At 41.1% G+C, this 20,769-nt stretch carries 20 protein-coding genes and 1 other RNA gene; 16 read left to right on the top strand and 5 right to left on the bottom strand.

All coding sequences use genetic code 11. The annotated features are described in order from the left end of the window. Positions 1 to 274 precede the first annotated feature (274 nt). From M1F25_RS14950 to acnB, 4 genes are all read left to right on the top strand, one after another. Positions 275 to 1,471 carry a hypothetical protein gene (locus M1F25_RS14950; protein ID WP_112307202.1) on the top strand — a complete coding sequence of 399 codons (1,197 nt, stop codon included), beginning with the start codon at positions 275 to 277 and terminating at the stop codon, positions 1,469 to 1,471. Positions 1,472 to 1,474: 3 nt separating this feature from the next. Further along, positions 1,475 to 1,759: a hypothetical protein gene (locus tag M1F25_RS14945; protein ID WP_094962985.1), complete on the top strand. Its 285-nt coding sequence runs from the start codon at positions 1,475 to 1,477 to the stop codon at positions 1,757 to 1,759. Between the two features lie 130 nt (positions 1,760 to 1,889). After that, positions 1,890 to 2,243, top strand: coding sequence for a VOC family protein (locus tag M1F25_RS14940; RefSeq protein WP_110592150.1), 354 nt, complete (start codon positions 1,890 to 1,892; stop codon positions 2,241 to 2,243). A gap of 441 nt (positions 2,244 to 2,684) precedes the next feature. Next, entirely contained in the window at positions 2,685 to 5,282 is a 2,598-nt protein-coding gene (gene acnB, locus M1F25_RS14935) for a bifunctional aconitate hydratase 2/2-methylisocitrate dehydratase (protein ID WP_112307203.1), read from the top strand. 62 nt (positions 5,283 to 5,344) lie between these two features. On the opposite strand, the gene M1F25_RS14930 is transcribed toward acnB, so the two are convergent. After that, positions 5,345 to 5,722 (bottom strand): VOC family protein, encoded by a 378-nt coding sequence (locus M1F25_RS14930; protein WP_181488250.1) that lies wholly within the window; start codon positions 5,720 to 5,722, stop codon positions 5,345 to 5,347. Positions 5,723 to 5,912: 190 nt separating this feature from the next. Here M1F25_RS14930 and M1F25_RS14925 point away from each other — a divergent pair, with 190 nt between their 5' ends. The 4 genes from M1F25_RS14925 to M1F25_RS14910 all read left to right on the top strand — a co-directional run bounded on the left by M1F25_RS14925 (position 5,913) and on the right by M1F25_RS14910 (position 9,026). Continuing rightward, on the top strand, positions 5,913 to 6,278 hold the full coding sequence (locus tag M1F25_RS14925; RefSeq protein WP_004261949.1) for a YacL family protein: 366 nt from the start codon (positions 5,913 to 5,915) through the stop codon (positions 6,276 to 6,278). Positions 6,279 to 6,420: 142 nt separating this feature from the next. Next, positions 6,421 to 7,293 carry a small-conductance mechanosensitive channel MscS gene (gene mscS, locus M1F25_RS14920; protein ID WP_094962989.1) on the top strand — a complete coding sequence of 291 codons (873 nt, stop codon included), beginning with the start codon at positions 6,421 to 6,423 and terminating at the stop codon, positions 7,291 to 7,293. Positions 7,294 to 7,503: 210 nt separating this feature from the next. Continuing rightward, on the top strand, positions 7,504 to 8,139 hold the full coding sequence (argO, locus tag M1F25_RS14915; RefSeq protein WP_112307205.1) for an arginine exporter ArgO: 636 nt from the start codon (positions 7,504 to 7,506) through the stop codon (positions 8,137 to 8,139). 152 nt (positions 8,140 to 8,291) lie between these two features. Further along, positions 8,292 to 9,026, top strand: a complete 735-nt coding sequence (locus tag M1F25_RS14910) for an oxidative stress defense protein (RefSeq protein WP_004261938.1) — start codon at positions 8,292 to 8,294, stop codon at positions 9,024 to 9,026. On the opposite strand, the gene M1F25_RS14905 is transcribed toward M1F25_RS14910, so the two are convergent. Next, positions 9,023 to 9,934 (bottom strand): LysR family transcriptional regulator ArgP, encoded by a 912-nt coding sequence (locus M1F25_RS14905; RefSeq protein ID WP_004261934.1) that lies wholly within the window; start codon positions 9,932 to 9,934, stop codon positions 9,023 to 9,025. The genes M1F25_RS14910 and M1F25_RS14905 overlap by 4 nt on opposite strands. 203 nt (positions 9,935 to 10,137) lie before the next feature. Between M1F25_RS14905 and rpiA the strand changes: the two genes are divergently transcribed. Both rpiA and serA read left to right on the top strand, forming a co-directional pair. After that, positions 10,138 to 10,800, top strand: coding sequence for a ribose-5-phosphate isomerase RpiA (rpiA, locus tag M1F25_RS14900; protein WP_036958459.1), 663 nt, complete (start codon positions 10,138 to 10,140; stop codon positions 10,798 to 10,800). A 444-nt stretch (positions 10,801 to 11,244) separates the two neighbouring features. Continuing rightward, on the top strand, positions 11,245 to 12,495 hold the full coding sequence (gene serA, locus M1F25_RS14895; RefSeq protein WP_004261923.1) for a phosphoglycerate dehydrogenase: 1,251 nt from the start codon (positions 11,245 to 11,247) through the stop codon (positions 12,493 to 12,495). A 38-nt stretch (positions 12,496 to 12,533) separates the two neighbouring features. Here the strand turns inward: serA and M1F25_RS14890 are convergent, their stop codons facing one another. The 3 genes from M1F25_RS14890 to zapA all read right to left on the bottom strand — a co-directional run bounded on the left by M1F25_RS14890 (position 12,534) and on the right by zapA (position 13,870). Continuing rightward, positions 12,534 to 13,127, bottom strand: coding sequence for a 5-formyltetrahydrofolate cyclo-ligase (locus tag M1F25_RS14890; protein ID WP_136135325.1), 594 nt, complete (start codon positions 13,125 to 13,127; stop codon positions 12,534 to 12,536). 120 nt (positions 13,128 to 13,247) lie between these two features. After that, a non-coding RNA gene (gene ssrS, locus M1F25_RS14885) (6S RNA) lies at positions 13,248 to 13,429 on the bottom strand. A gap of 111 nt (positions 13,430 to 13,540) precedes the next feature. Next, the gene (gene zapA / locus M1F25_RS14880) at positions 13,541 to 13,870 is read right to left on the bottom strand and encodes a cell division protein ZapA (RefSeq protein ID WP_004913067.1); all 330 of its coding nucleotides are present in this window, start codon (positions 13,868 to 13,870) and stop codon (positions 13,541 to 13,543) included. A 139-nt stretch (positions 13,871 to 14,009) separates the two neighbouring features. On the opposite strand from zapA, the gene M1F25_RS14875 reads away from it, so the two are divergent. The 6 genes from M1F25_RS14875 to gcvH all read left to right on the top strand — a co-directional run bounded on the left by M1F25_RS14875 (position 14,010) and on the right by gcvH (position 20,641). Then, positions 14,010 to 14,594 (top strand): YecA family protein, encoded by a 585-nt coding sequence (locus M1F25_RS14875; RefSeq protein WP_094962992.1) that lies wholly within the window; start codon positions 14,010 to 14,012, stop codon positions 14,592 to 14,594. A gap of 199 nt (positions 14,595 to 14,793) precedes the next feature. Further along, entirely contained in the window at positions 14,794 to 16,116 is a 1,323-nt protein-coding gene (pepP, locus tag M1F25_RS14870) for a Xaa-Pro aminopeptidase (protein ID WP_004261898.1), read from the top strand. A 34-nt stretch (positions 16,117 to 16,150) separates the two neighbouring features. After that, positions 16,151 to 17,329: a 2-octaprenyl-6-methoxyphenyl hydroxylase gene (gene ubiH, locus M1F25_RS14865; protein WP_004261894.1), complete on the top strand. Its 1,179-nt coding sequence runs from the start codon at positions 16,151 to 16,153 to the stop codon at positions 17,327 to 17,329. Between the two features lie 26 nt (positions 17,330 to 17,355). Next, entirely contained in the window at positions 17,356 to 18,585 is a 1,230-nt protein-coding gene (gene ubiI, locus M1F25_RS14860) for an FAD-dependent 2-octaprenylphenol hydroxylase (RefSeq protein ID WP_181488248.1), read from the top strand. A gap of 523 nt (positions 18,586 to 19,108) precedes the next feature. After that, on the top strand, positions 19,109 to 20,203 hold the full coding sequence (gcvT, locus tag M1F25_RS14855; protein WP_096863171.1) for a glycine cleavage system aminomethyltransferase GcvT: 1,095 nt from the start codon (positions 19,109 to 19,111) through the stop codon (positions 20,201 to 20,203). Positions 20,204 to 20,248: 45 nt separating this feature from the next. After that, positions 20,249 to 20,641 (top strand): glycine cleavage system protein GcvH, encoded by a 393-nt coding sequence (gene gcvH, locus M1F25_RS14850; RefSeq protein WP_036958523.1) that lies wholly within the window; start codon positions 20,249 to 20,251, stop codon positions 20,639 to 20,641. Positions 20,642 to 20,769 lie beyond the last annotated feature (128 nt).

Here is a 20,769-nt window from a genome sequence, read left to right as displayed (position 1 = left end):
TAGATAAATAGTATCTCTAGTATGCTGTTTATCACTAAAGCGAATTGAAGCCAATGTGGAAACTCATTGGCTTTTTTGTTTTTGTGAATATAAACAATTAGTCACATGTTTCTGTTCTATTATTGATTAAAATCGATATTAGTTATTTTATAAGTAATACGCTTTTAATTTTAAATGGCCGAATCTTTATTAATGATAACGGTTAGTTGACTATAAAAATATTAAATTCTAATTTCTTTATTCTGTTTTTTATAACTAATAAGGAAGTTAGTTTATGGGTGGTGTGACAGATCTAGGTACAATAACGGTATGGGGAAGTAACCCTAGAGCGCATTTCAATGATTGTTTTAATAATTATGATAATGCTCATGAAGATATTAATTTAACTGGGAGGTATGAAAAATTAAAAAGTATTTTACATGAAAATCTTTATGATAATATAAAACTAGCTGATATCCATGATGATGTTAATAATCATAAAGTCGATATCTTTATAAATCCTTCGATTAAAATTAAGGAAGATTTAAAATCTAAACAAACATTAATTGAAAATAATTTAATTACCTTAAGAAAGGATATTGCGGAGATTGAAAAATCGCCTGGCTGGAAATTTATCATTGATCCACAAAAATATCCTTGTACATACAAATGGCATTTTCAATCTTCAGACTCCTCAAATTTAAAAATTTCAGCAATCTTTAAATTTCGCACAATTGAAGATAGGGATAGGCTCCTCGCAGAGGATTTTGACGATAATATACCCGGTATACCGAGATTTCCTTTTGATAATATAGATCTATATATAGATGCGGTTAATAAGCGAGCTGACCGTGATGCTAGAAATCAATTGCTCGAAATTAAGAGGCAACATAAAAGTATCACGGATAAAATTCAGTTTAATTTAAATGAATTAAATAAGCTGAAAATAGCCCAAAGTAGTATATTTGCTATTCCCTCTCCGAATGTTCCTACATTATCTCATGGCGTTGGTTTAAATACGCAAGTCACACAAACGGCAAACAGCAACATAGTAAAAGGTGTCGAAAAGACATTAGGCAATATTCGCGATGGCTTAGCTGAAACGTTTGATTGCTCTTTTGGCATGAGTTGCTCAAATGATTTAGATAAAGCAGCAAAAAATCCAAATGTTGGAACGGAGTTATCAGATTCTGATAGAATAGCGCTAGGCGGGACTGGCTCAGGAAGCCCTGACGGATGGGAGCCTGATAATAACTTAAGTACATCAGATAGGCGTTCAATACAGTCTTTGAGGGGGCAAGTAAGGTTACATAAAGAGAAATTAGCCGCTTATCGACGTAATCCAGATGCTTTTGACAACCAAGGACACCTTAAGAATGCGCCCAATAATACGGTTAGGCAACGCATTATTGATGGGCGAATTAAGCATTTAGAAAAAGAAATTAAAACATTTGAAAAGAACATAAATGAAATTAAGAATGGTAAAGGTTAAAATATGAAAATAGAACTGAGTCTACTGGAAGAGGCTATAGTAGCCATTTTCAAAGAGATGAAAGTACAGGGAATGGATAATATAGACTTAGATGCAGATTTTTATTGGAATGTGCCTTCTGAATCTATTTATGATATTTACAATGAGCCTACTCAGTTAGATATTGGGCAGTTAGAAGCTGATTATGAGATGCTATGTAAAGCTAAAGAAAATGAATTACTTATAAAGTATAACTTAAAAAATATATCAGCCATTCTTCGTTATTTATCAGAAAAACACGCAATATGATCTGACTTGATGATACTAAAGGTGTAAGCAAACGCTGGTTTGGCTATTGCTTACACCTTATCTACATCTACTAACTTTCAATCATGCGTGTAAGCTAAAACAAAATAATAGATATCAATAAGAAATCGCTATGCAACTAAAACCCTCTGCAATTTTAATTCATGTACCTGATGTTCAAGCGGGTTTGGCTTGGTATCAGCAAGCTTTTCCACAAGCAAAGGCAGAATACTTGCCTGAATTTGATTTCACCTTACTGCATGTCGGAGACTTCACGATAGAAGTGGTGCAAGCGGATGAAAAAGTCAGTGAGGGTAAAAAAGGGACTGTATTGTATTGGCAAGTCGATGATTTTGATTTGGCTTTTGAGCATTTCACTCAACTAGGGGCAAAACTGTATCGCGGGCCAATGTTAATAGATGGTAACAACCGAATGTGCCAACTTGAAGACCCGTTTGGCAATTTAATTGGTTTAAAAGGGCAGTAAAATCCATTAAAACATTTAAAAAAATTAAAACCAATCGCAATGATTTACCTTATCAATTAGTAATATAAATAAAATTGCGATAAAAAATATAATTTGTGATAGCTGATGAAAAAAGGCACTAATTAGGGTGCTTTAAATTTTAAAATGCATTATAAAAAGTATGGTTTTTTCGGCGTTTTACGATGATTAATAGTATCTTAAGCTGAAAAATAACCAGTAATGAAGTGTTAAGGCGTAAAGTTAGTAGTTAAATGTTGCTTTCTTGTGAATGAATTAACATTACGTTTAAATTCTGCTATGCTGATCGCCCGAAGCTGGGCATAATTTTACCGCCATTGAGATTATGCGAGCAAATTCCTCTGACCTGGCACCGGATGATAATTTTGTCAGTATGGTGCAGAGAGCCGGGTATATAAATAACAAAGAAGCGAGGAGAACGTCGTGCTAGAAGAATACCGTAAGCACGTAGCCGAGCGTGCCGCTCAAGGGATTGTCCCTAAGCCATTAGATGCGTCACAAGTAGCTGCACTGGTAGAGTTACTGAAAAACCCACCCAAAGGTGAAGAAGATTTCCTGTTAGACCTGCTGACCAACCGCGTCCCCCCTGGTGTTGATGAAGCAGCGTACGTAAAAGCTGGATTTTTAGCCGCGATAGCTAAAGGCGAAACTTCCTCCCCTCTTATCTCCCCTGAAAAAGCCATTGAACTGTTAGGTACCATGCAGGGCGGATATAACATCCACGCACTGATTGATGCGTTGGATGATGAAAAACTGGCGCCAATCGCCGCTAAAGCACTTTCTCACACCTTACTGATGTTTGATAACTTCTACGACGTAGAAGAAAAAGCGAAAGCGGGAAATATTCACGCTAAACAAGTTATTGAATCATGGGCAGATGCCGAGTGGTTCAAAGAGCGTCCTGCGTTAGCTGAAAAAATGACCGTAACTGTGTTCAAAGTTACGGGTGAAACTAACACAGATGACTTATCGCCAGCGCCTGATGCATGGTCACGTCCTGATATCCCATTACACGCATTAGCAATGCTGAAAAACGCACGTGATGGTATTGAACCAGACGATGCGGGTAATGTTGGTCCAATCAAGCAAATTGATGCATTAAATAAAAAAGGCTTCCCATTAGCTTACGTGGGTGACGTCGTCGGTACCGGTTCTTCTCGTAAATCAGCGACTAACTCTGTGCTGTGGTTTATGGGGGACGATATCCCATTTGTACCAAATAAACGTGGCGGTGGGGTGGTATTAGGCGGCAAAATTGCACCAATCTTCTTTAATACGATGGAAGATGCGGGCGCATTACCGATTGAAGTGGATGTTTCTAAACTGAATATGGGCGATGTGATCGACATCTATCCATTTAAAGGTGAAGTTCGTAACCACGAAACCGGTGAACTACTAGAAACATTTGAATTAAAAACAGATGTGCTGATTGACGAAGTCCGTGCAGGTGGTCGTATTCCACTGATTATCGGCCGTGGTTTAACCAATAAAGCACGTGAATCACTGGGCTTAGAAGCGACAGATGTATTCCGTCACGCGAAATCCGTTGCACAAAGCAATCGTGGTTTCTCATTAGCACAAAAAATGGTTGGTCGTGCTTGCGGTCGCCCAGGTATTCGCCCTGGCGAATATTGTGAGCCAAAAATGACCTCTGTAGGTTCACAAGATACAACCGGTCCGATGACCCGTGATGAACTGAAAGACCTAGCTTGCCTTGGTTTCTCAGCAGATTTAGTCATGCAGTCATTCTGCCATACAGCAGCGTATCCAAAACCTGTTGATGTGACAACACACCATACCTTACCTGATTTCATCATGAACCGTGGCGGTGTTTCTCTTCGTCCGGGAGATGGTATTATCCACTCATGGTTAAACCGTATGTTACTGCCAGATACCGTTGGTACAGGTGGTGACTCACATACGCGTTTCCCAATTGGTATTTCATTTCCTGCGGGTTCAGGTTTAGTCGCATTTGCTGCGGCGACAGGGGTTATGCCACTGGATATGCCTGAGTCAGTATTGGTTCGCTTTAAAGGTGAAATGCAGCCGGGTATCACTTTACGTGACCTTGTTCATGCAATTCCGCTATATGCAATCAAAGACGGCCTATTGACCGTAGAGAAAAAAGGTAAGAAAAACATTTTCTCTGGCCGTATCTTAGAAATTGAAGGCTTACCTGAGCTGAAAGTCGAACAAGCGTTTGAATTAGCGGATGCGTCAGCAGAGCGTTCAGCGGCGGGTTGTACTATCAAATTAGATAAAGCGCCAATTATCGAATACCTGCAATCGAATATCGTTCTATTAAAGTGGATGATAGCCGAAGGTTATGGTGATCGCCGTACTATTGAACGCCGTATCAAAGGAATGGAAAGCTGGTTAGCGGACCCACAACTGCTGGAAGGTGATGCAGATGCGGAATACGCGGCAGTGATTGAAATTGACCTCAATGATATCAAAGAGCCAATTCTGTGTGCACCAAATGACCCAGATGATGCACGTTTATTGTCTGATGTGCAAAACGAGAAAATTGATGAGGTCTTCATCGGTTCTTGTATGACAAACATTGGTCACTTCCGTGCAGCAGGTAAGTTATTGGATTCTCATAAAGGCCAATTACCAACACGTTTATGGGTTGCGCCGCCAACTAAGATGGACGCAGCGCAACTAACCGAAGAAGGTTACTACAGTGTGTTTGGTAAGAGTGGTGCGCGAATTGAAGTTCCAGGGTGTTCACTATGTATGGGTAACCAAGCACGTGTAGCTGATGGGGCGACAGTCGTTTCCACTTCAACGCGTAACTTCCCTAACCGTTTAGGAACAGGTGCGAATGTTTACCTCGCATCAGCAGAACTGGCAGCGGTAGCTTCTCTGTTAGGTCGTTTACCAACGCCAGCAGAATATCTGCAGTTTATGGATAAGGTCGATGAAACAGCGGCGGATACATACCGTTACCTGAACTTTGACCAGTTATCACAATATACCGAAAAAGCGGATGGCGTGATTTTCCAAACAGCGGTGTAATAAGGTAATATTAATAACGGAGGCTCCTAATGTTAGGGGCCTTTTTTAATTGGGTGTATTTGCTAAATATATTCAGAAATTTCGATTAAATTTAAATCGACATCACGTAAGTAAATAGATCTAATTGCTCCAGTTGCACCAGTCCGATTAACTGGCCCTTCGATAATTTTTACACCTTGTTGTTCAATATGCTTTTGCACATCACACAGCGGTATATCACTAATAAAACATAAATCGAGTGCACCTGGTACAGGCAAGTGGGCTTTGGGTTCAAATTCTTTTCCATATTGGTGGATATTGATTTTTTGCTGTCCAAAACATAACGCATAACGCTGTTCACCAAAGGTAATAACTTCCATATTTAACACCCGTTGGTAAAAGTCAATGCAGGCATCAAGGTTAGTTGTGGTTAGCACTATATGGTCTAAGCGATTGATCATTAGAGCTCCTATTGTTTTAATTATGAATATTTTAATTATTTTCTTATTTAATATTAAGTGAATTACGTAGCTTATGTGTTGAAATCGGTGCTTTACTCAATTTTATTTTTTCTGTTGGTAATACCTCTCAACAAAGCGGTTTGACTCGCGTTATACTAGGTTCAATAACGCAAGAGTAGAGGGACTGCATATGGACTACCAATTTTTCCAAGATATCACCGGAGCTATCTCCGCTAAATTCTCGATGGATCATGAGGCTATTGGATATTGGCTTAATGAAGAGGTTAAAAATAACCTTAGTCTGTTAGATGCTATTGAAGAAAACTATGAAAAAATCAAAGGAAGTGAAAAACAATGGGAGCTTATTGGCCACGAATATACATTGTTGCTTGATGATGAAGAAGTGATGATCCGCGCCAACCAATTATCATTTGAAACTGAAGGGTTGGAAGAAGGAATGAGTTATTATGATAATGAAAGTGTTGCATTTTGCGGCACTGATGACTTCTTATTAATGCTAAAAGATTATCGAATTTTTGTTATAGAAAATAGATAAAATAATTTTATTTAGTGATTTGTTTTGTGTTTTAATAAATCATCGTTATTATTTGCAATGTACGGCCAGCCATTAAACGTTTCGTTAAAGATTTATTGGTTGGGGTTAATATTGATAATTGGATCCTAAAGGGCATATATATATGAATACTGATGATGTTACAGGCGCGTTGAATGATGCAACGAATTGGTTTGTGGCGAACCAAGATCTGTTAGTTCAGTATGCTGTGAATATCGTGTCTGCTATCGTTATCTTGATTGTCGGGATGATGATTGCAAAATGGGTCGGGCGTGGTTTACATCGCGTGATGACCATGAAAGGCATTGATTCAACAGTGAGTGACTTTTTATCAGCGATAGCGCGCTATACCATTGTTGCATTCACCTTAATTGCTGTATTAGGGAAAGTTGGCGTACAAACAGCCTCTGTGATTGCGGTAATGGGGGCGGCCGGTTTAGCTGTTGGCTTAGCATTACAAAACTCGTTGGGTAACTTTGCCGCAGGTGTGTTGCTGGTGGTATTTAGGCCACTAAAAGCGGGGGAGTATGTTTCAATTGGTGCCGTTGAAGGTACAGTACAAAATGTACAAATATTTTCAACTACGCTAAGAACCGCAGATGACCGTATTATTGTTATTCCTAATGGAAAGATCATTGCCGATAACATTATTAATACCAGTCGTGAGCCTAACCGTCGTCAAGATATTATTGTAGGTGTTGCTTACGATTCTGATATTGATGTGGTGAAAAAAGTATTAGGTGATATCGTCGCCGCAGATAGCCGTATTCAGCATGCTAAAGGCGTTACTATCCGTTTACATGATATGGCACCATCGTCATTAAATTATTTAGTGCGTTTTTGGACCACCAATGGTGATGCATGGCCTGTGTATTGGGACTTGCTAGAAGAGTTTAAGCGAGCATTGGATAAACATAATATTGGTATCCCATTCCCACAAATGGATGTTCATGTTCATAAACAAAATGCGCCTATCAAGCAAGATGCTGCAGAGTAATATTTAGAAAGTCATATTCAGCAGTTTCACTGAAAATAAGAGCCTGTCTTCGATGGGCTCTTATTCATTTCTCACCCCTATATTTTTCTTACCGAGCCGTTTTTAGTTATAAGTGATACTTATGACCTATTAGACTTAATCATTTCCACTAATAATTTTTTCTCGTTAATATTCATGCATATTAATTGAATAAAAAGTTGGAATTAATGCATGTTTTCGATCTATTTACAGGGTGCACTGTTGGGTGCAGCGATGATATTACCTTTAGGGCCGCAGAATGCTTTTGTCTTACAACAAGGAAGCCGGAAGCAGTTTCATTTAATGAGTGCATTATTATGCGCTTTAAGTGATGCCGTTTTAATTATCGCAGGTGTTTTTGGTGGGAGTGCTTTATTAAGCCAGTCTGAAATATTAATGCAATTGATTACATGGGCAGGCGTAGCATTTCTTCTATGGTATGGCTATGGTGCGTTTCGGACAGCACTCAGCCCAGATGAGGTCATACTTCAAATAGAAAGCCGTGCTATCACAAGATGGAAAGTGATTGTCACACTGTTTGCCGTCACTTGGCTGAATCCTCATGTTTATTTAGACACTTTCGTTGTATTGGGTAGTGTGGGAGGCCAATTAGAAAGCCAGCTGAGACCTTGGTTTACGGCTGGAGCATTAACGGCTTCTTTTGTGTGGTTTTTTGCGTTAGCGATACTTGCAGCTTGGTTTTCACCCGTGTTAAATAAACCGCGTTCACAGCGCATTATTAACATTTTTGTCGGTAGCGTGATGTGGTTTATTGCATTTCAACTCGCTATACAGGGTCTTAAAGGACTAGGTTTGCTTTCTCAATAACAATATATCTTCAACAGACAAGCAATAACGTTTAATTTCTCATTATTCTGACTGTACTTTTTGTTTCATGTGTTACTGTTAAATTGAGCTCAGGGATAGTTTATTACCAATTATCCCTTTTTTAGCGATAAATAATTGCCTTGGGAGGTTCTGTGAAATTAAAATCTTTAGTTTTAGCTGCGATGGTAGCAGGTGCTGCGGTTCCTACCATGTCATTGGCTGACCCGTTACCTAATGGTCCACACATTACGACTTCGGGTAATGCAATAGTGAAAGCGACACCTGATATGGCGACGCTGAATATTCAGGTGGAAGTGACTGCTAAAGATGCGGCGGCTGCGAAAGCCGGGGTCGATAAGCGGGTTGCGGAGTATTTTGAGTTTCTTAAGAAAAACGGTATTGAAAAAGAAGATATTAATGCAGCAAATGTGCGAACTCAGCCTAAATATGATTACAGTAGTGTGAAACAAAAATCAACCATCGAAGGCTACACGGCAACACGTTCTGTTGAAGTGAAAGTGAAGAAATTAGACCAACTTAATGTCTTGTTAGATGGTGCTTTAGCCGCAGGTCTCAATGAAATCAACTCAGTACAGTTTGGTGTGGCTAATCCGCAACAGTATCGTGATGAAGCACGGTCTCAAGCGATTAAAAATGCGACAGAACAAGCTAATCTCTTAGCGAAAGGCTTTAATGTTCAGTTAGGCCCAGTGTATAGCATTAACTATAATGCGCCAGCTGCGGTGCCATATCCAATGGCAACAAGAAATTATGGTGGGGCGATGAAAGCCTCTGTTGCTCAAGACCTCAAGATTGATGAGACTTATGAACAACAGAGTATTGATTTTAATGACCAAGTTGATGTGGTATTTGAATTAAAACGCTAGTTTTTTGCGGGTTCATCTTCTTGTTTTAACATCTGGCGCCCAGTTTTTAATAGGGCGTCAGTCACTTTTTTCATTGTACGGCTTTCAGGTGCGAAGCGGTGCCAATAAAGCATGCGTCGCTGACATAGCCCTGGTGTTAAATCAACCAACTCACCATTCGCTAATTCACTTGCTATCTGCAAATGTGGGATCATACAGCAGGTAGAGCCCTGTTTCGCTAACTGTACAAAGGCCTCTGAGGAGTTCACGATATGGCATGGAACACTGCCGGGCGACAACCCAAAGTTTTGTTGCACAAAGGCTTGGTGCATATCGTCTAAATGGTCGAAAGCAACCGCAGGCGCTTTTAATAACGAAGAGCGAGTCACCCCATCGGGGAAATATTTCGCTGCAAAGCCAGGTGACGCGACAAAAATATAGTCTAGTGCGCCAAGTTTATCGACCAAGCAACCCGGTAATGCTTGGGGTTGAATACTGATAGCGCCTACCACTTCACCACGTCTTAAACGTTCTTGGGTTCGGGTTTCATCTTCTACCTGAATATTTAGCCGAATAGGGCTGTTGCCTAATACAGGGTTTAGGGCTGGAAGAAACCAAGTTGCCAAGCTGTCGGCGTTGACGGCAAGTGAGAGCAATAAAGGGGTGGAACCACTATTTTCATCACCTAACCATTGTTCTTCTAACAATTCGACTTGATGAAGCAATGCTAGCAGTTTTTGCCCTTGTTCAGTTGGGTGTGGCGGAACGGTACGCACAAGTAGTGGCTGCCCAAATAGGTTTTCTAACTGCTTTATACGTTGTGACACAGCAGATTGCGTGATGCAGAGCTTTTGAGCTGCGCGCTCAAAGCCGCGTTCACGGATAACGGCATCCAGTGCTTGTAATGCGCGATAGTCAGGGCGCTTCATCAAAAAGATCTCCTTGTTGTTATTCTACCAAGCACTATGCCATATTTTTACAAATAACACTTAAAAATATTATTGTTGTGGCCTAAATCCCAAGAACCGTGACATAAATACAGCGAACAAAGCTGCAACTTATTGGGTGTCCGGTATATACTAGTTATTAATAACCTTAATCACGACTCAATTAAATCTTAAAAGGCATGAGCATGACTCAGGACGAATTAAAAAAAGCGGTAGGTTGGGCAGCACTTGATTACGTAAAACCGGGCACTATTGTTGGTGTTGGAACGGGCTCGACAGCTTCACACTTCATTGATGCATTAGCAACAATGAAAGGTCAAATAGAAGGTGCGGTATCAAGTTCAGAAGCATCAACTCAAAAATTAAAATCATTGGGTATTACGGTATTTGATTGCAATGAAGTGGATTCCTTAGATGTTTATGTTGATGGTGCTGATGAAGTTGACCATCACCTGAATATGATCAAAGGCGGTGGTGCGGCATTAACACGTGAAAAAATTGTTTCTGCAATTGCAAAAACCTTTGTTTGTATCGTTGACGAATCTAAGTTAGTTGATGTGTTAGGTAAATTCCCTCTGCCTGTTGAAGTGATCCCAATGGCGCGTAGCTATGTGGCACGTGAATTGGTTAAACTGGGTGGCACGCCAGAGTACCGTCAAAATGTGATTACAGATAACGGTAATGTGATTTTAGATGTCCATAATTTAAATATTATTGACCCAGTGGCATTAGAAAATACCATTAATGGGATTGCAGGTGTTGTGACCGTTGGGTTATTCGCGAATCGTGGTGCAGACGTCGTCTTGATGGGAACTGCAAACGAAGGCGTTAAAACCATCAAGTTATAATCTATATCGTATTCAATTTTTTAATAAGCCAGTGGAGTTATACCCACTGGTTTTTTTGTCTTACTGGTATTTTGTCATTAGTTTATGATTTGATAGAAGCTAAATTAATTAACCAGTTTTATTAACATCACCAATTTGAAATTTATTTTATTTTTTTTAATATCTAGCTATTTTGGTGATATATCTCACACAAATAGGCATTGTGCAGGAAAAATCCTTATTTTGTGTTATCACCCCTGATTTTCTACCATTTAACTTCTTTTTCTTCGCGCTTTTTAGCATCCATTAAGCAAACGGTTGTATTGCTACTGCGCTATTTTTTGCTATGTTGGTATACGCTTCATAGCTCAAGGTAGATGGATGTCATCTCTCTTGAGCTATGTTAGGCAAACACATATGGTCATCTGTTATAAATCTTAAGTACGTTCACGATAGGGTAGGGAAATGGTTAAGGTATCTTTGCAAAAAGACAAAATTAAATTTTTACTGCTAGAAGGTGTGCACCAAAGTGCGGTTGATAACTTAAAAGCTGCGGGCTACACCAATATTGAATATCACAAAAGTGCGTTATCCGACGAAGAATTAAAAGAAGCGATTAAAGATGCACGTTTTGTAGGTATCCGTTCCCGTACTCATCTTACTGAAGAAATTTTTGCAGCAGCAGAAAAACTTGTTGCAGTGGGTTGCTTTTGTATCGGCACCAACCAAGTTGATTTAGATGCTGCGGCAAAACGCGGTATCCCTGTATTTAACGCACCATTTTCGAATACACGTTCCGTTGCAGAAATGGTATTAGGCCAATTATTACTTTTACTACGTCGTATTCCTGAAGCTAATATGCAAGCCCACCGTGGTATTTGGGAAAAACAAGCGAAAGGCTGTTTTGAAGCACGCGGTAAGCGTCTTGGTATTGTTGGATATGGCCACATTGGTACTCAGTTAGGGATCTTAGCTGAGGGTATCGGTATGAATGTTTTCTTCTATGATATTGAAAACAAGCTACCATTAGGTAATGCAACTCAAGTTCGTTCTTTAACTGAACTTCTGAATATGAGCGATGTGGTTAGCTTACATGTCCCTGAGACCCCAAGTACGAAGAATATGTTTGCTAAAGAACAATTCGACCGTATGAAGCCTGGTTCTATTTTCATTAACGCATCACGTGGAACAGTTGTGGATATTCCTTCACTGGCAGCCGCGTTGGAAAGCAAGCATTTATCAGGTGCTGCGGTGGACGTATTCCCAAGTGAGCCAGCTGCAAATAATGACCCTAATGACCCATTTATCTCTGAATTGATTAAGTTCGACAATGTGATTTTAACGCCGCACATTGGGGGCTCTACAGAAGAAGCTCAAGAAAATATTGGGTTAGAAGTAGCTAGTAAGTTGGCGAAATACTCTGATAATGGTTCAACACTATCTGCGGTTAACTTCCCAGAAGTTTCCCTGCCAGTCCATACTGAAGATACCAACCGTTTCTTGCATATTCATGAAAACCGCCCAGGTATTTTGAACAGCATCAACCAAGTCTTCACTGAAAATAACATTAACGTTGTTGGCCAGTATTTACGTACATCAGGCAACGTAGGTTATGTGGTTATTGATGTATTAATGCAAACGCCAAACCAAACAGATGAAGCACTCCAGAAATTAAAAGATTTGCCTGGAACCATTCGTGCGCGTTTACTGTTCTAAGTTACGCTAAAAATTGTGTGAAATGATGGCGCGGGTATTTATGACCAGCGCCATATTTTTTGCGGCGTAATAATTTCGGGTAAAGGAATATCCCAGTGTGCGATGGGGAGTTTTTCTACTTGCTGGCAATTATGGGCAAGACCTATCGGATAAAAACCGGTTTTTTGCCAATTTGCTAGAGTCCTATCATAGAACCCACCTCCCATACCTAACCGTTGCCCTTGAGTATCAAAAGCCACTAATGGGATAAGCATGATATCCAGTTTCTCAAGTGGTAGCACATCTCTAACATCAAGCGGTGGTTCATCAATATTAAATCTGTTTTTAACGAGTTGGCTATCGGGGCGATAGTGAAGAAACAATAAATGGTGGCGACTAAAAGGATGCAAAACAGGGAGATAGACTTGTTTGCCTTCAGCCCAGAGCGCCTGAATAAGCGGTTTAGTATCAATTTCGCCATCAAAAGAAAGAAACAACGCAATCGTGTTGGCTTGTGCTATTTTCGGGTGGTTTAATGCATTATGCATGAGTTGTTCCGCAGCGTCATATTGCTGCTGAGCGCTTAATTGACGACGTGCTTGGCGGATTGTTTGACGTACCTGCTGGCGTTGGGTCGAGAGGGAGTCTTGCATGTGATAACCTGTTATATATGCGATAAAAAACAGTTAACCAAGAAAGTAAATTACTTAAAGTATATCGCAAGATGAAAGGTTATGTAGAAAACAAATGAAAAATAAGCAGGAACTTAATTGAGGGTCTCCAAGATGCCGTTGTAGGCTGTAACCCTTGAACCCTTGGTTCAAGGTGAACGCAGTTTAGCAACCTTTAGGCTTCCTGAGCGAATCAGGCATGCTCACCAGCGCCATAACCACATTCTATTTAGTTGAAATATCGGCTCAGGGGACTCGCCCACTCACGCGCATCTCAGAGAAATTTGGTTTGAGAACTTATCGTTACTCAGTGATTTCATTGTACGAAACTAGATTTAAAATGCAACCTTAATTTTGTATATTTTTTTCTACTAGTGTCTGATTAATAAGCAGATTTACTCTAGGGGCAATACCTGCCTCTCAGTAATTTTCACCTGATCGTGCAACGCTTGTTCGATTGTGTGCTGCAACATTTTTATTTTCTCTTCCATATTATAAGCATAATCACGCGTTTTTGTCTTTTCTTGTGCTAATTCGTGACAGACGTTCAATGCTACGATAAAAATAAGTTGTTCCATATTGGTCACACCGCTTCTATCTTTCAGATTTTGCAAGCGTTGTTCTAATTCTTTAGCCGACTCAAGAAGGGCTTCTTTTTGTTCTGATGGGCAGTTAACTCGCATTGAACGCCCGAAAATCTGGATGTCGACAGGTTGTGCGGACATGATACCTCCATACTGAATAATACTCGCCATAAATACATCATATTTGGCGCAATTAATAGATAAGACAAAAGCATACTGGTCTAGCGGCTATCCTTGATGGTAGCATATCACGAATCATAAGCTAACATGACGAATTCAGATGTCTATACAAAAATCTTTACCAAACTATGAATCACTGGACAAACTACTGCAACAGCACTCAATCGCACTTACTGCCGCGGAGATCCATGGTCTAATAACCGGGTTGATCTGTGGTGGGGGACGTGATCAAAGCTGGCAAACGTTAGTCCATGACCTTGCTAACGATGGTTTAGCTTTTCCACAAACCGTTTCACAGCCACTGCGAGAACTTTTTGATACCACGTTTGAAGCACTTGATGATAGCGAGTTTGCATTTACTATGCTATTTCCTGACGAAGATGCTTCTGTTTTTGACCATGCTGATGCGCTAGCTGGCTGGGTAAATCACTTTTTATTAGGTGTTGGTGTTACACAACCGAAACTGGCTGATAAAAAAGAGATAAGCGAGGTTATCACAGATTTACGCAATATTGGTATGCTTGGTTATGATGAAGACGAAGACCAAGAAGAACTCGAGCAAGCGTTAGAAGAAGTGGTGGAGTATGTCAGGGTGGCGGTGCAATTATGTTACATTGCATTGATTGAGCCAACTAAAGGCCAAGGCCCAACCGCAGTAGAAAATGATAAGCCAGTTCTTCATTAGTTTCTTTTAACGTGTAACGTGAGTTTTCAAAGCCACTTAACTTTATCGGACGATATTATATTATTGATAAAATTAAGTGCTTGAAAACGGGGTGTATCCAGTTTTAAGTCATTTCGCCAGTGTATGTTGTTATGTGATTGGTTAAACACAAGCAATATATTCAGCAATCTAATTATTCTGATAATAAGGCAAAAACGGTATGAATAAACAGGAATTTATTTCTCGTCGCAATGCATTATTGGCTCAAATGCAACCAGGCAGTGCAGCAATTATTTTCTCAGCGCCTCCTGCGCAGCGTAATGCGGATTGCGAATACCCGTACCGTCAACACAGTGATTTCCTTTATTTGACGGGGTTTAGCGAACCTGAAGCCGTATTAGTGTTGATTAAGAGCGATGAAAAACATAGCCATTCTGTTCTTTTTAACCGTGTTCGTGATTTAACTGCTGAAATTTGGTTTGGTCGCCGCCTTGGCCAAGACGCCGCACCTGAAAAGTTAGGTATCGACAAAGCGTTACCTTTCAATGAAATAGAAGAACAACTTTATCAATTACTGAACGGCCTCGATGTGGTTTATCATGCACAGGGGGAGTTTGCCTATGCCGATAAATTAGTATTTGATGCCTTAGATATTTTACGTAAAGGCAGCCGCCGTCACTTACGAGCACCACAAACATTGGTAGATTGGCGGCCGATTGTCCATGAAATGCGCTTATTTAAGTCAGAAGAAGAAATTAATACTCTGCGTATGGCTGGGCGAATTTCTGCTCTCGCACACGTTAGAGCCATGGAAACTTGCCGACCTAATATGTATGAATACCAACTTTGTGGTGAGTTAGAACACGAATTTACTCGCCATGGTGCACGTTTCCCTTCGTACAACTCCATTGTGGGTAGTGGTGAAAATGCCTGTATTTTGCATTACACCGAAAATGAGAGCCTAATGAAGGATGGCGAATTAGTCTTGATTGATGCGGGGGCAGAATTTGAAGGCTATGCAGGGGATATCACGCGTACTTTCCCAGTAAATGGTAAATTTAGCCAAGCGCAACGTGAAATTTACGATATCGTCCTTAAAGCGTTAAATACCGCGTTAGAGCTATACCGCCCGGGAACCAGTATTCATGAGGTGACTCGTGAAATTGTTCGTATCAAAACAGAAGGTCTTGTCGCACTTGGAATTTTACAAGGCGATGTGGATCAATTGATCGAAAACAAAGCATATCAGCCATTCTTTATGCATGGTTTAAGTCATTGGTTAGGGTTAGATGTACATGATGTAGGTTTTTATGGCACAGACCGCGACCGTACACTTGAAGTGGGGATGGTATTAACTGTTGAGCCTGGTTTATATATTGCTCCAGATGCCGATGTGCCACCACAATATCGCGGTATTGGTGTACGTATCGAAGATGATATTGTTATCACCGAAAACGGAAATGAAAACTTAACAGATTTAGTCGTGAAAGACCCTGATGAAATTGAAGCCCTAATGGCGGCAGCAACGCACAATTTAGGGTAGCTGTCAGTCATCATAGAAAGGTAATAAACAACGCATGAATGTGATCATCGTGGGGGGCGGTATGGCGGGTGCAACATTAGCACTGGCGATATCATCCCTTAGCCAAGGAAAATTATCGGTTTCATTAATCGAGGCAGCTTTGCCTGATGGCAAACATCCGGGATTCGACGCACGTGCGATTGCGCTAGCTCACGGTACTTGCCAGTCGTTAGCAAAAATAGGCATTTGGCCTGCTTTAGCGGATTGTGTGACCCCCATTAATCATGTTCATGTGTCTGATAGAGGCCATGCTGGTTTTGTGAATATCGCAGCCGATGATTATCATATCGATGCTCTAGGCAATGTTATTGAACTGCACGAAGCTGGTGCCCGCCTATTTTCATTGTTACGTAAAGCCCCCGGTGTAACCCTTTATTGCCCTGCAAAAGTAGAAAATGTCCATCGTGAACAAGAGATTGTGACGGTCACCTTGGATAATGGAGATAAGGTGACAGGGGAATTACTGATTGCTGCGGATGGCAGCCATTCCGCGATTGGTAAAGCCTGCCATATGCAATGGCAACAGGACGATTATGGACAAGTGGCTATTATCGCGAATGTGAAAACCGCCATTGACCCGCAAGGCCAAGCCTTTGAACGCTTTACGGAATTTGGCCCATTAGCCTTGTTGCCAATGTCACAAGGCCGTAGTTCATTGGTTTGGTGTCATCAGCAAGAACAAGCTGACACAATCAGGTCTTGGGATGATGAGACATTCAAGGATAAATTACAGCAAGCATTCGGCTGGCGGCTAGGCGAAATCGTCATGGCCGGTAAGCGTCATTGTTATCCATTGGTATTACGTAAGGCGCTTAACCCTGTTAGTCATCGAGTCGTGTTAGTGGGGAACGCTGCTCAGACCCTGCATCCTATTGCGGGGCAAGGCTTTAATTTAGGTATCCGTGATGTGATGCAACTGGCTCACATTGTGGTAGATGCAAACGCGAAAGGGCAAGACATTGGCCGTTATTCATTACTCAGCCAATACCAGCAAGCCAGAGCGTTAGATAGAGACAAAACGGTTACGATAACCGACGGTTTGGTTCGTTTATTTGCGAATCGCTGTTTACCGCTTATTGTCGGGCGTAACTTAGGTTTAATGGCAATGGAAATGTTACCGCCAGCTCGTGATGTTTTGGCTCGCCAAACATTGGGTTGGGTTGCACACCAATAACCACGAAATAAAGAGGAATAAAAAATATGCAATCATTTGATGTGGTTATCGCCGGTGGTGGTATGGTTGGGTTGGCACTCGCTTGTGGGCTTGAAGGGAGTGGGCTCCGTGTTGCGGTAATTGAGACTCATCCACCCAAGGTACCATTTAGTGTAGCAGAGCCGCATGCATTAAGGGTATCTGCTATTAATGCGGCAAGTGAAAAGTTACTGACCCACTTAGGTGTATGGTCAACTATTAAAGGAATGCGAGCTTCTGCATATAATGGCATGGAAGTTTGGGATAACGATAGCTTTGGGCGTATTACTTTTACCGCTCAAGAACGTAACCTGACGCATTTAGGGCATATTGTTGAGAATAATGTCGTACGTGATGCTCTATGGCAAAAGGCGTCTCAGCTTCGCGATGTGACATTATTAGCTCCCGCAACGATTAAAAAAGTGGTGTGGGGAGAAAATGATGTTTTCATTACGTTAGATGATGAAAACATGTTAACGGCACGGTTGATTGTGGGGGCTGATGGGGCAAACTCGTGGTTGCGTAGCCATGCTGATATCCCATTAACCTTTTGGGATTATGAACATACCGCATTAGTTGCTACCATCCGAACCGAAAAACCTCACGAAGGCGTTGCTCGACAAGCTTTTGATGGTGAAGGTATTTCAGCGTTTTTACCATTAAGTGACCCACATCTTTGTTCAATTGTGTGGTCTCAATCTGCCACTGAAGCAGTTAGGCGTCAATCTTTAGAACCTGCTGATTTTAATAAAGAACTGGCGGTTGCATTTGATGTTCGTCTGGGTCTTTGCCAAGTGGAAAGTGAGCGATTAACCATTCCTCTCACAGGTCGTTATGCAAGGCAATTTGCGGCGCAACGTTTAGCGTTGTTAGGGGATGCGGCTCATACCATCCATCCATTAGCGGGCCAAGGGGTTAACCTTGGTTTTATGGATGTCGCTATGCTGATTGGTGAAATTAAACGTTTGCACCGTGAAGGCAAAGACTTTGGTCAATATTTATACTTGCGTGACTATGAGCGTAGCCGTAAGCACAGTGCAGCGTTGATGTTAGCTGGTATGCAAGGCTTCCGTGAATTATTTGATGGCAATAACCCTGCGAAGAAATTACTTCGTGATATCGGGCTGGTTTTAGCGGACAGCTTACCGGGTGTTAAACCGCAATTATTGAACCATGCGATGGGGCTGTTTGATATGCCGAAGTGGCTGGAACAGTTACAAGTCGAAGACACTCTCTAAATCCCTTTCTGCGAGGGCACAATCTTATAAATTGTGCCTTTTTCTTTTTTAATTTCAATATACAAAGTGTCATCACTGGTTTCTGTATACGAAATAACCCTGCCGATCTTGTTTTAGTATGAATAGCAGACTTTTCTCTTTTTATCATGACTGAAAAAAACTAATTACATTCATTTTTCGCATTAGTTTTATTTATATTGGTGTGATGGGTTTTATTGGCGAAGCTATCATTTAAATTCTTTAATTGATGATATTTTGAGCTTATAGACGCTAAATGTAAGGGTTTTGAGTGATCATTCTCAATTATTTAACAAAAAGCACTGGCAAAATCAGAGCGCAATCAGTAATACAGATGGATGGTCGCCCTATTTTTTTTTATAGAATAGAACTGCAAACAGTGGTAGGTTTTTTAAAAGTTATCGTTTGCGTCGGGTTAAAATTATCTCGCGACTTTGTTGCAGATGGATAATTTTTACTACGCAATCACCCTGTCATATTAATTAATAATGTAAAGAGGGTATTCATGGTAAAGCAAACAACGCTATATGATGAACATATAGCCTGCGGTGCAAAAATGGTTGATTTTCATGGTTGGATGATGCCGTTGCATTATGGTTCGCAGATCAATGAACATAATTTTGTCAGAACCGAAGCAGGGATGTTTGATGTTTCCCATATGACTATTGTCGATTTACACGGCGAAGGCTGTCGTGATTTTCTTCGTTATCTTCTCGCCAACGATATCAATAAACTTACAGAGCAAGGTAAAGCCTTATATACAGGCATGCTGAATGCTTCAGGTGGTGTTATTGATGACCTGATTGTGTATTACCTCGCTGATGACTTTTATCGTCTCGTCGTCAACTCAGCAACACGCGATAAAGACCTCGCTTGGATTGAACAACATGCTAAAGGTTATGCAGTTGAAATTCGTGTTCGCGATGACTTAGCGTTATTAGCTGTCCAAGGGCCGCAAGCACCAGAAAAGGTTCATTCATTACTGAGTTCGGAACAAAATAGCGCCATTGAAGGAATGAAACCATTTTATGGTATTCAAACTGGAGATTTGTTCATCGCAACCACGGGCTATACCGGCGAAAAAGGTTATGAAATTGCTATGCCTAAAGAGCAGGTCGTTGAATTTTGGCATAAACTGCTTAAGGCAGGGGTACACCCAGCGGGCTTAGGGGCGCGGGATACTTTGCGCCTTGAAGCCGGTATGAACCTATATGGGCAAGATATGGATGAAACGATTTCACCATTAGCCGCGAATATGGGATGGACGATCTCTTGGAAACCAGAAGATCGCCAATTTATTGGCCGTGAAGCATTGGAAAAATTACGCGAACAAGGTACTGAAAAACTTGTCGGTATTGTGATGCGTGAAAAAGGTATACTGCGTGCAGGGCAAGTTGTCCGCTTTACTGATGAACTGGGGAAACTACAAGAAGGGGTAATAACCAGTGGCTCTTTCTCGCCAACCCTTGGCTTCAGTATTGCGTTAGCGCGTGTCCCGAACGGAATTCAAGACAAAGCAATTGTTGAAATCAGACAAAGAGAAATGCCAGTTGAAGTTGTTAAACCGGGCTTTGTCCGTGAAGGTAACTGCTTAGTGTAATTTGGGCGAATCTGATTAATAAATTTAAAAATTGAGAGGCTAATGATGAGCAATACACCTAAAGAATTAATGTACACCCGTGAACATGAGTGGCTGCGCGATGAAGGTAATGGTGAATTTACAGTTGGTATCACCGAACATGCGCAAGAAACGTTGGGTGACATGGTGTTTGTTGATTTACCCGAAGTGGGAACGGCGGTAAGTGCAGGTGATGACGTTGCAGTCGTCGAATCAGTTAAAGCAGCATCTGATATTTACGCACCACTGAGTGGCGAAATTGTGGCGGTTAATAGTGAGTTGAATGACGCGCCAGAACTCGTAAATGAACAGCCGTATCAAGAAGGTTGGATTTTCCGCATTAAAGCATCCGATACCGCAGAGCTGGCGGATTTGATTGATGCGGCGGGGTATACTTCTATGATTGAAGCCGAAGAATAGTTTATTCGTCATATTTTGTGTTGTGGCGGTGTTGGCTGCACTCGACAACTCGGGTCACATACTTGTGTATGTTCCCCAAGATTGTCTACGTTTGCCGCCTAGCCACAACGCAAACTATTTAGAATAAA

Source organism: Providencia sp. PROV109 (assembly GCF_033681625.1).
Taxonomy (GTDB): Bacteria; Pseudomonadota; Gammaproteobacteria; order Enterobacterales; family Enterobacteriaceae; genus Providencia; species Providencia hangzhouensis.
This window is presented reverse-complemented; position numbering and strand designations above follow the sequence as displayed.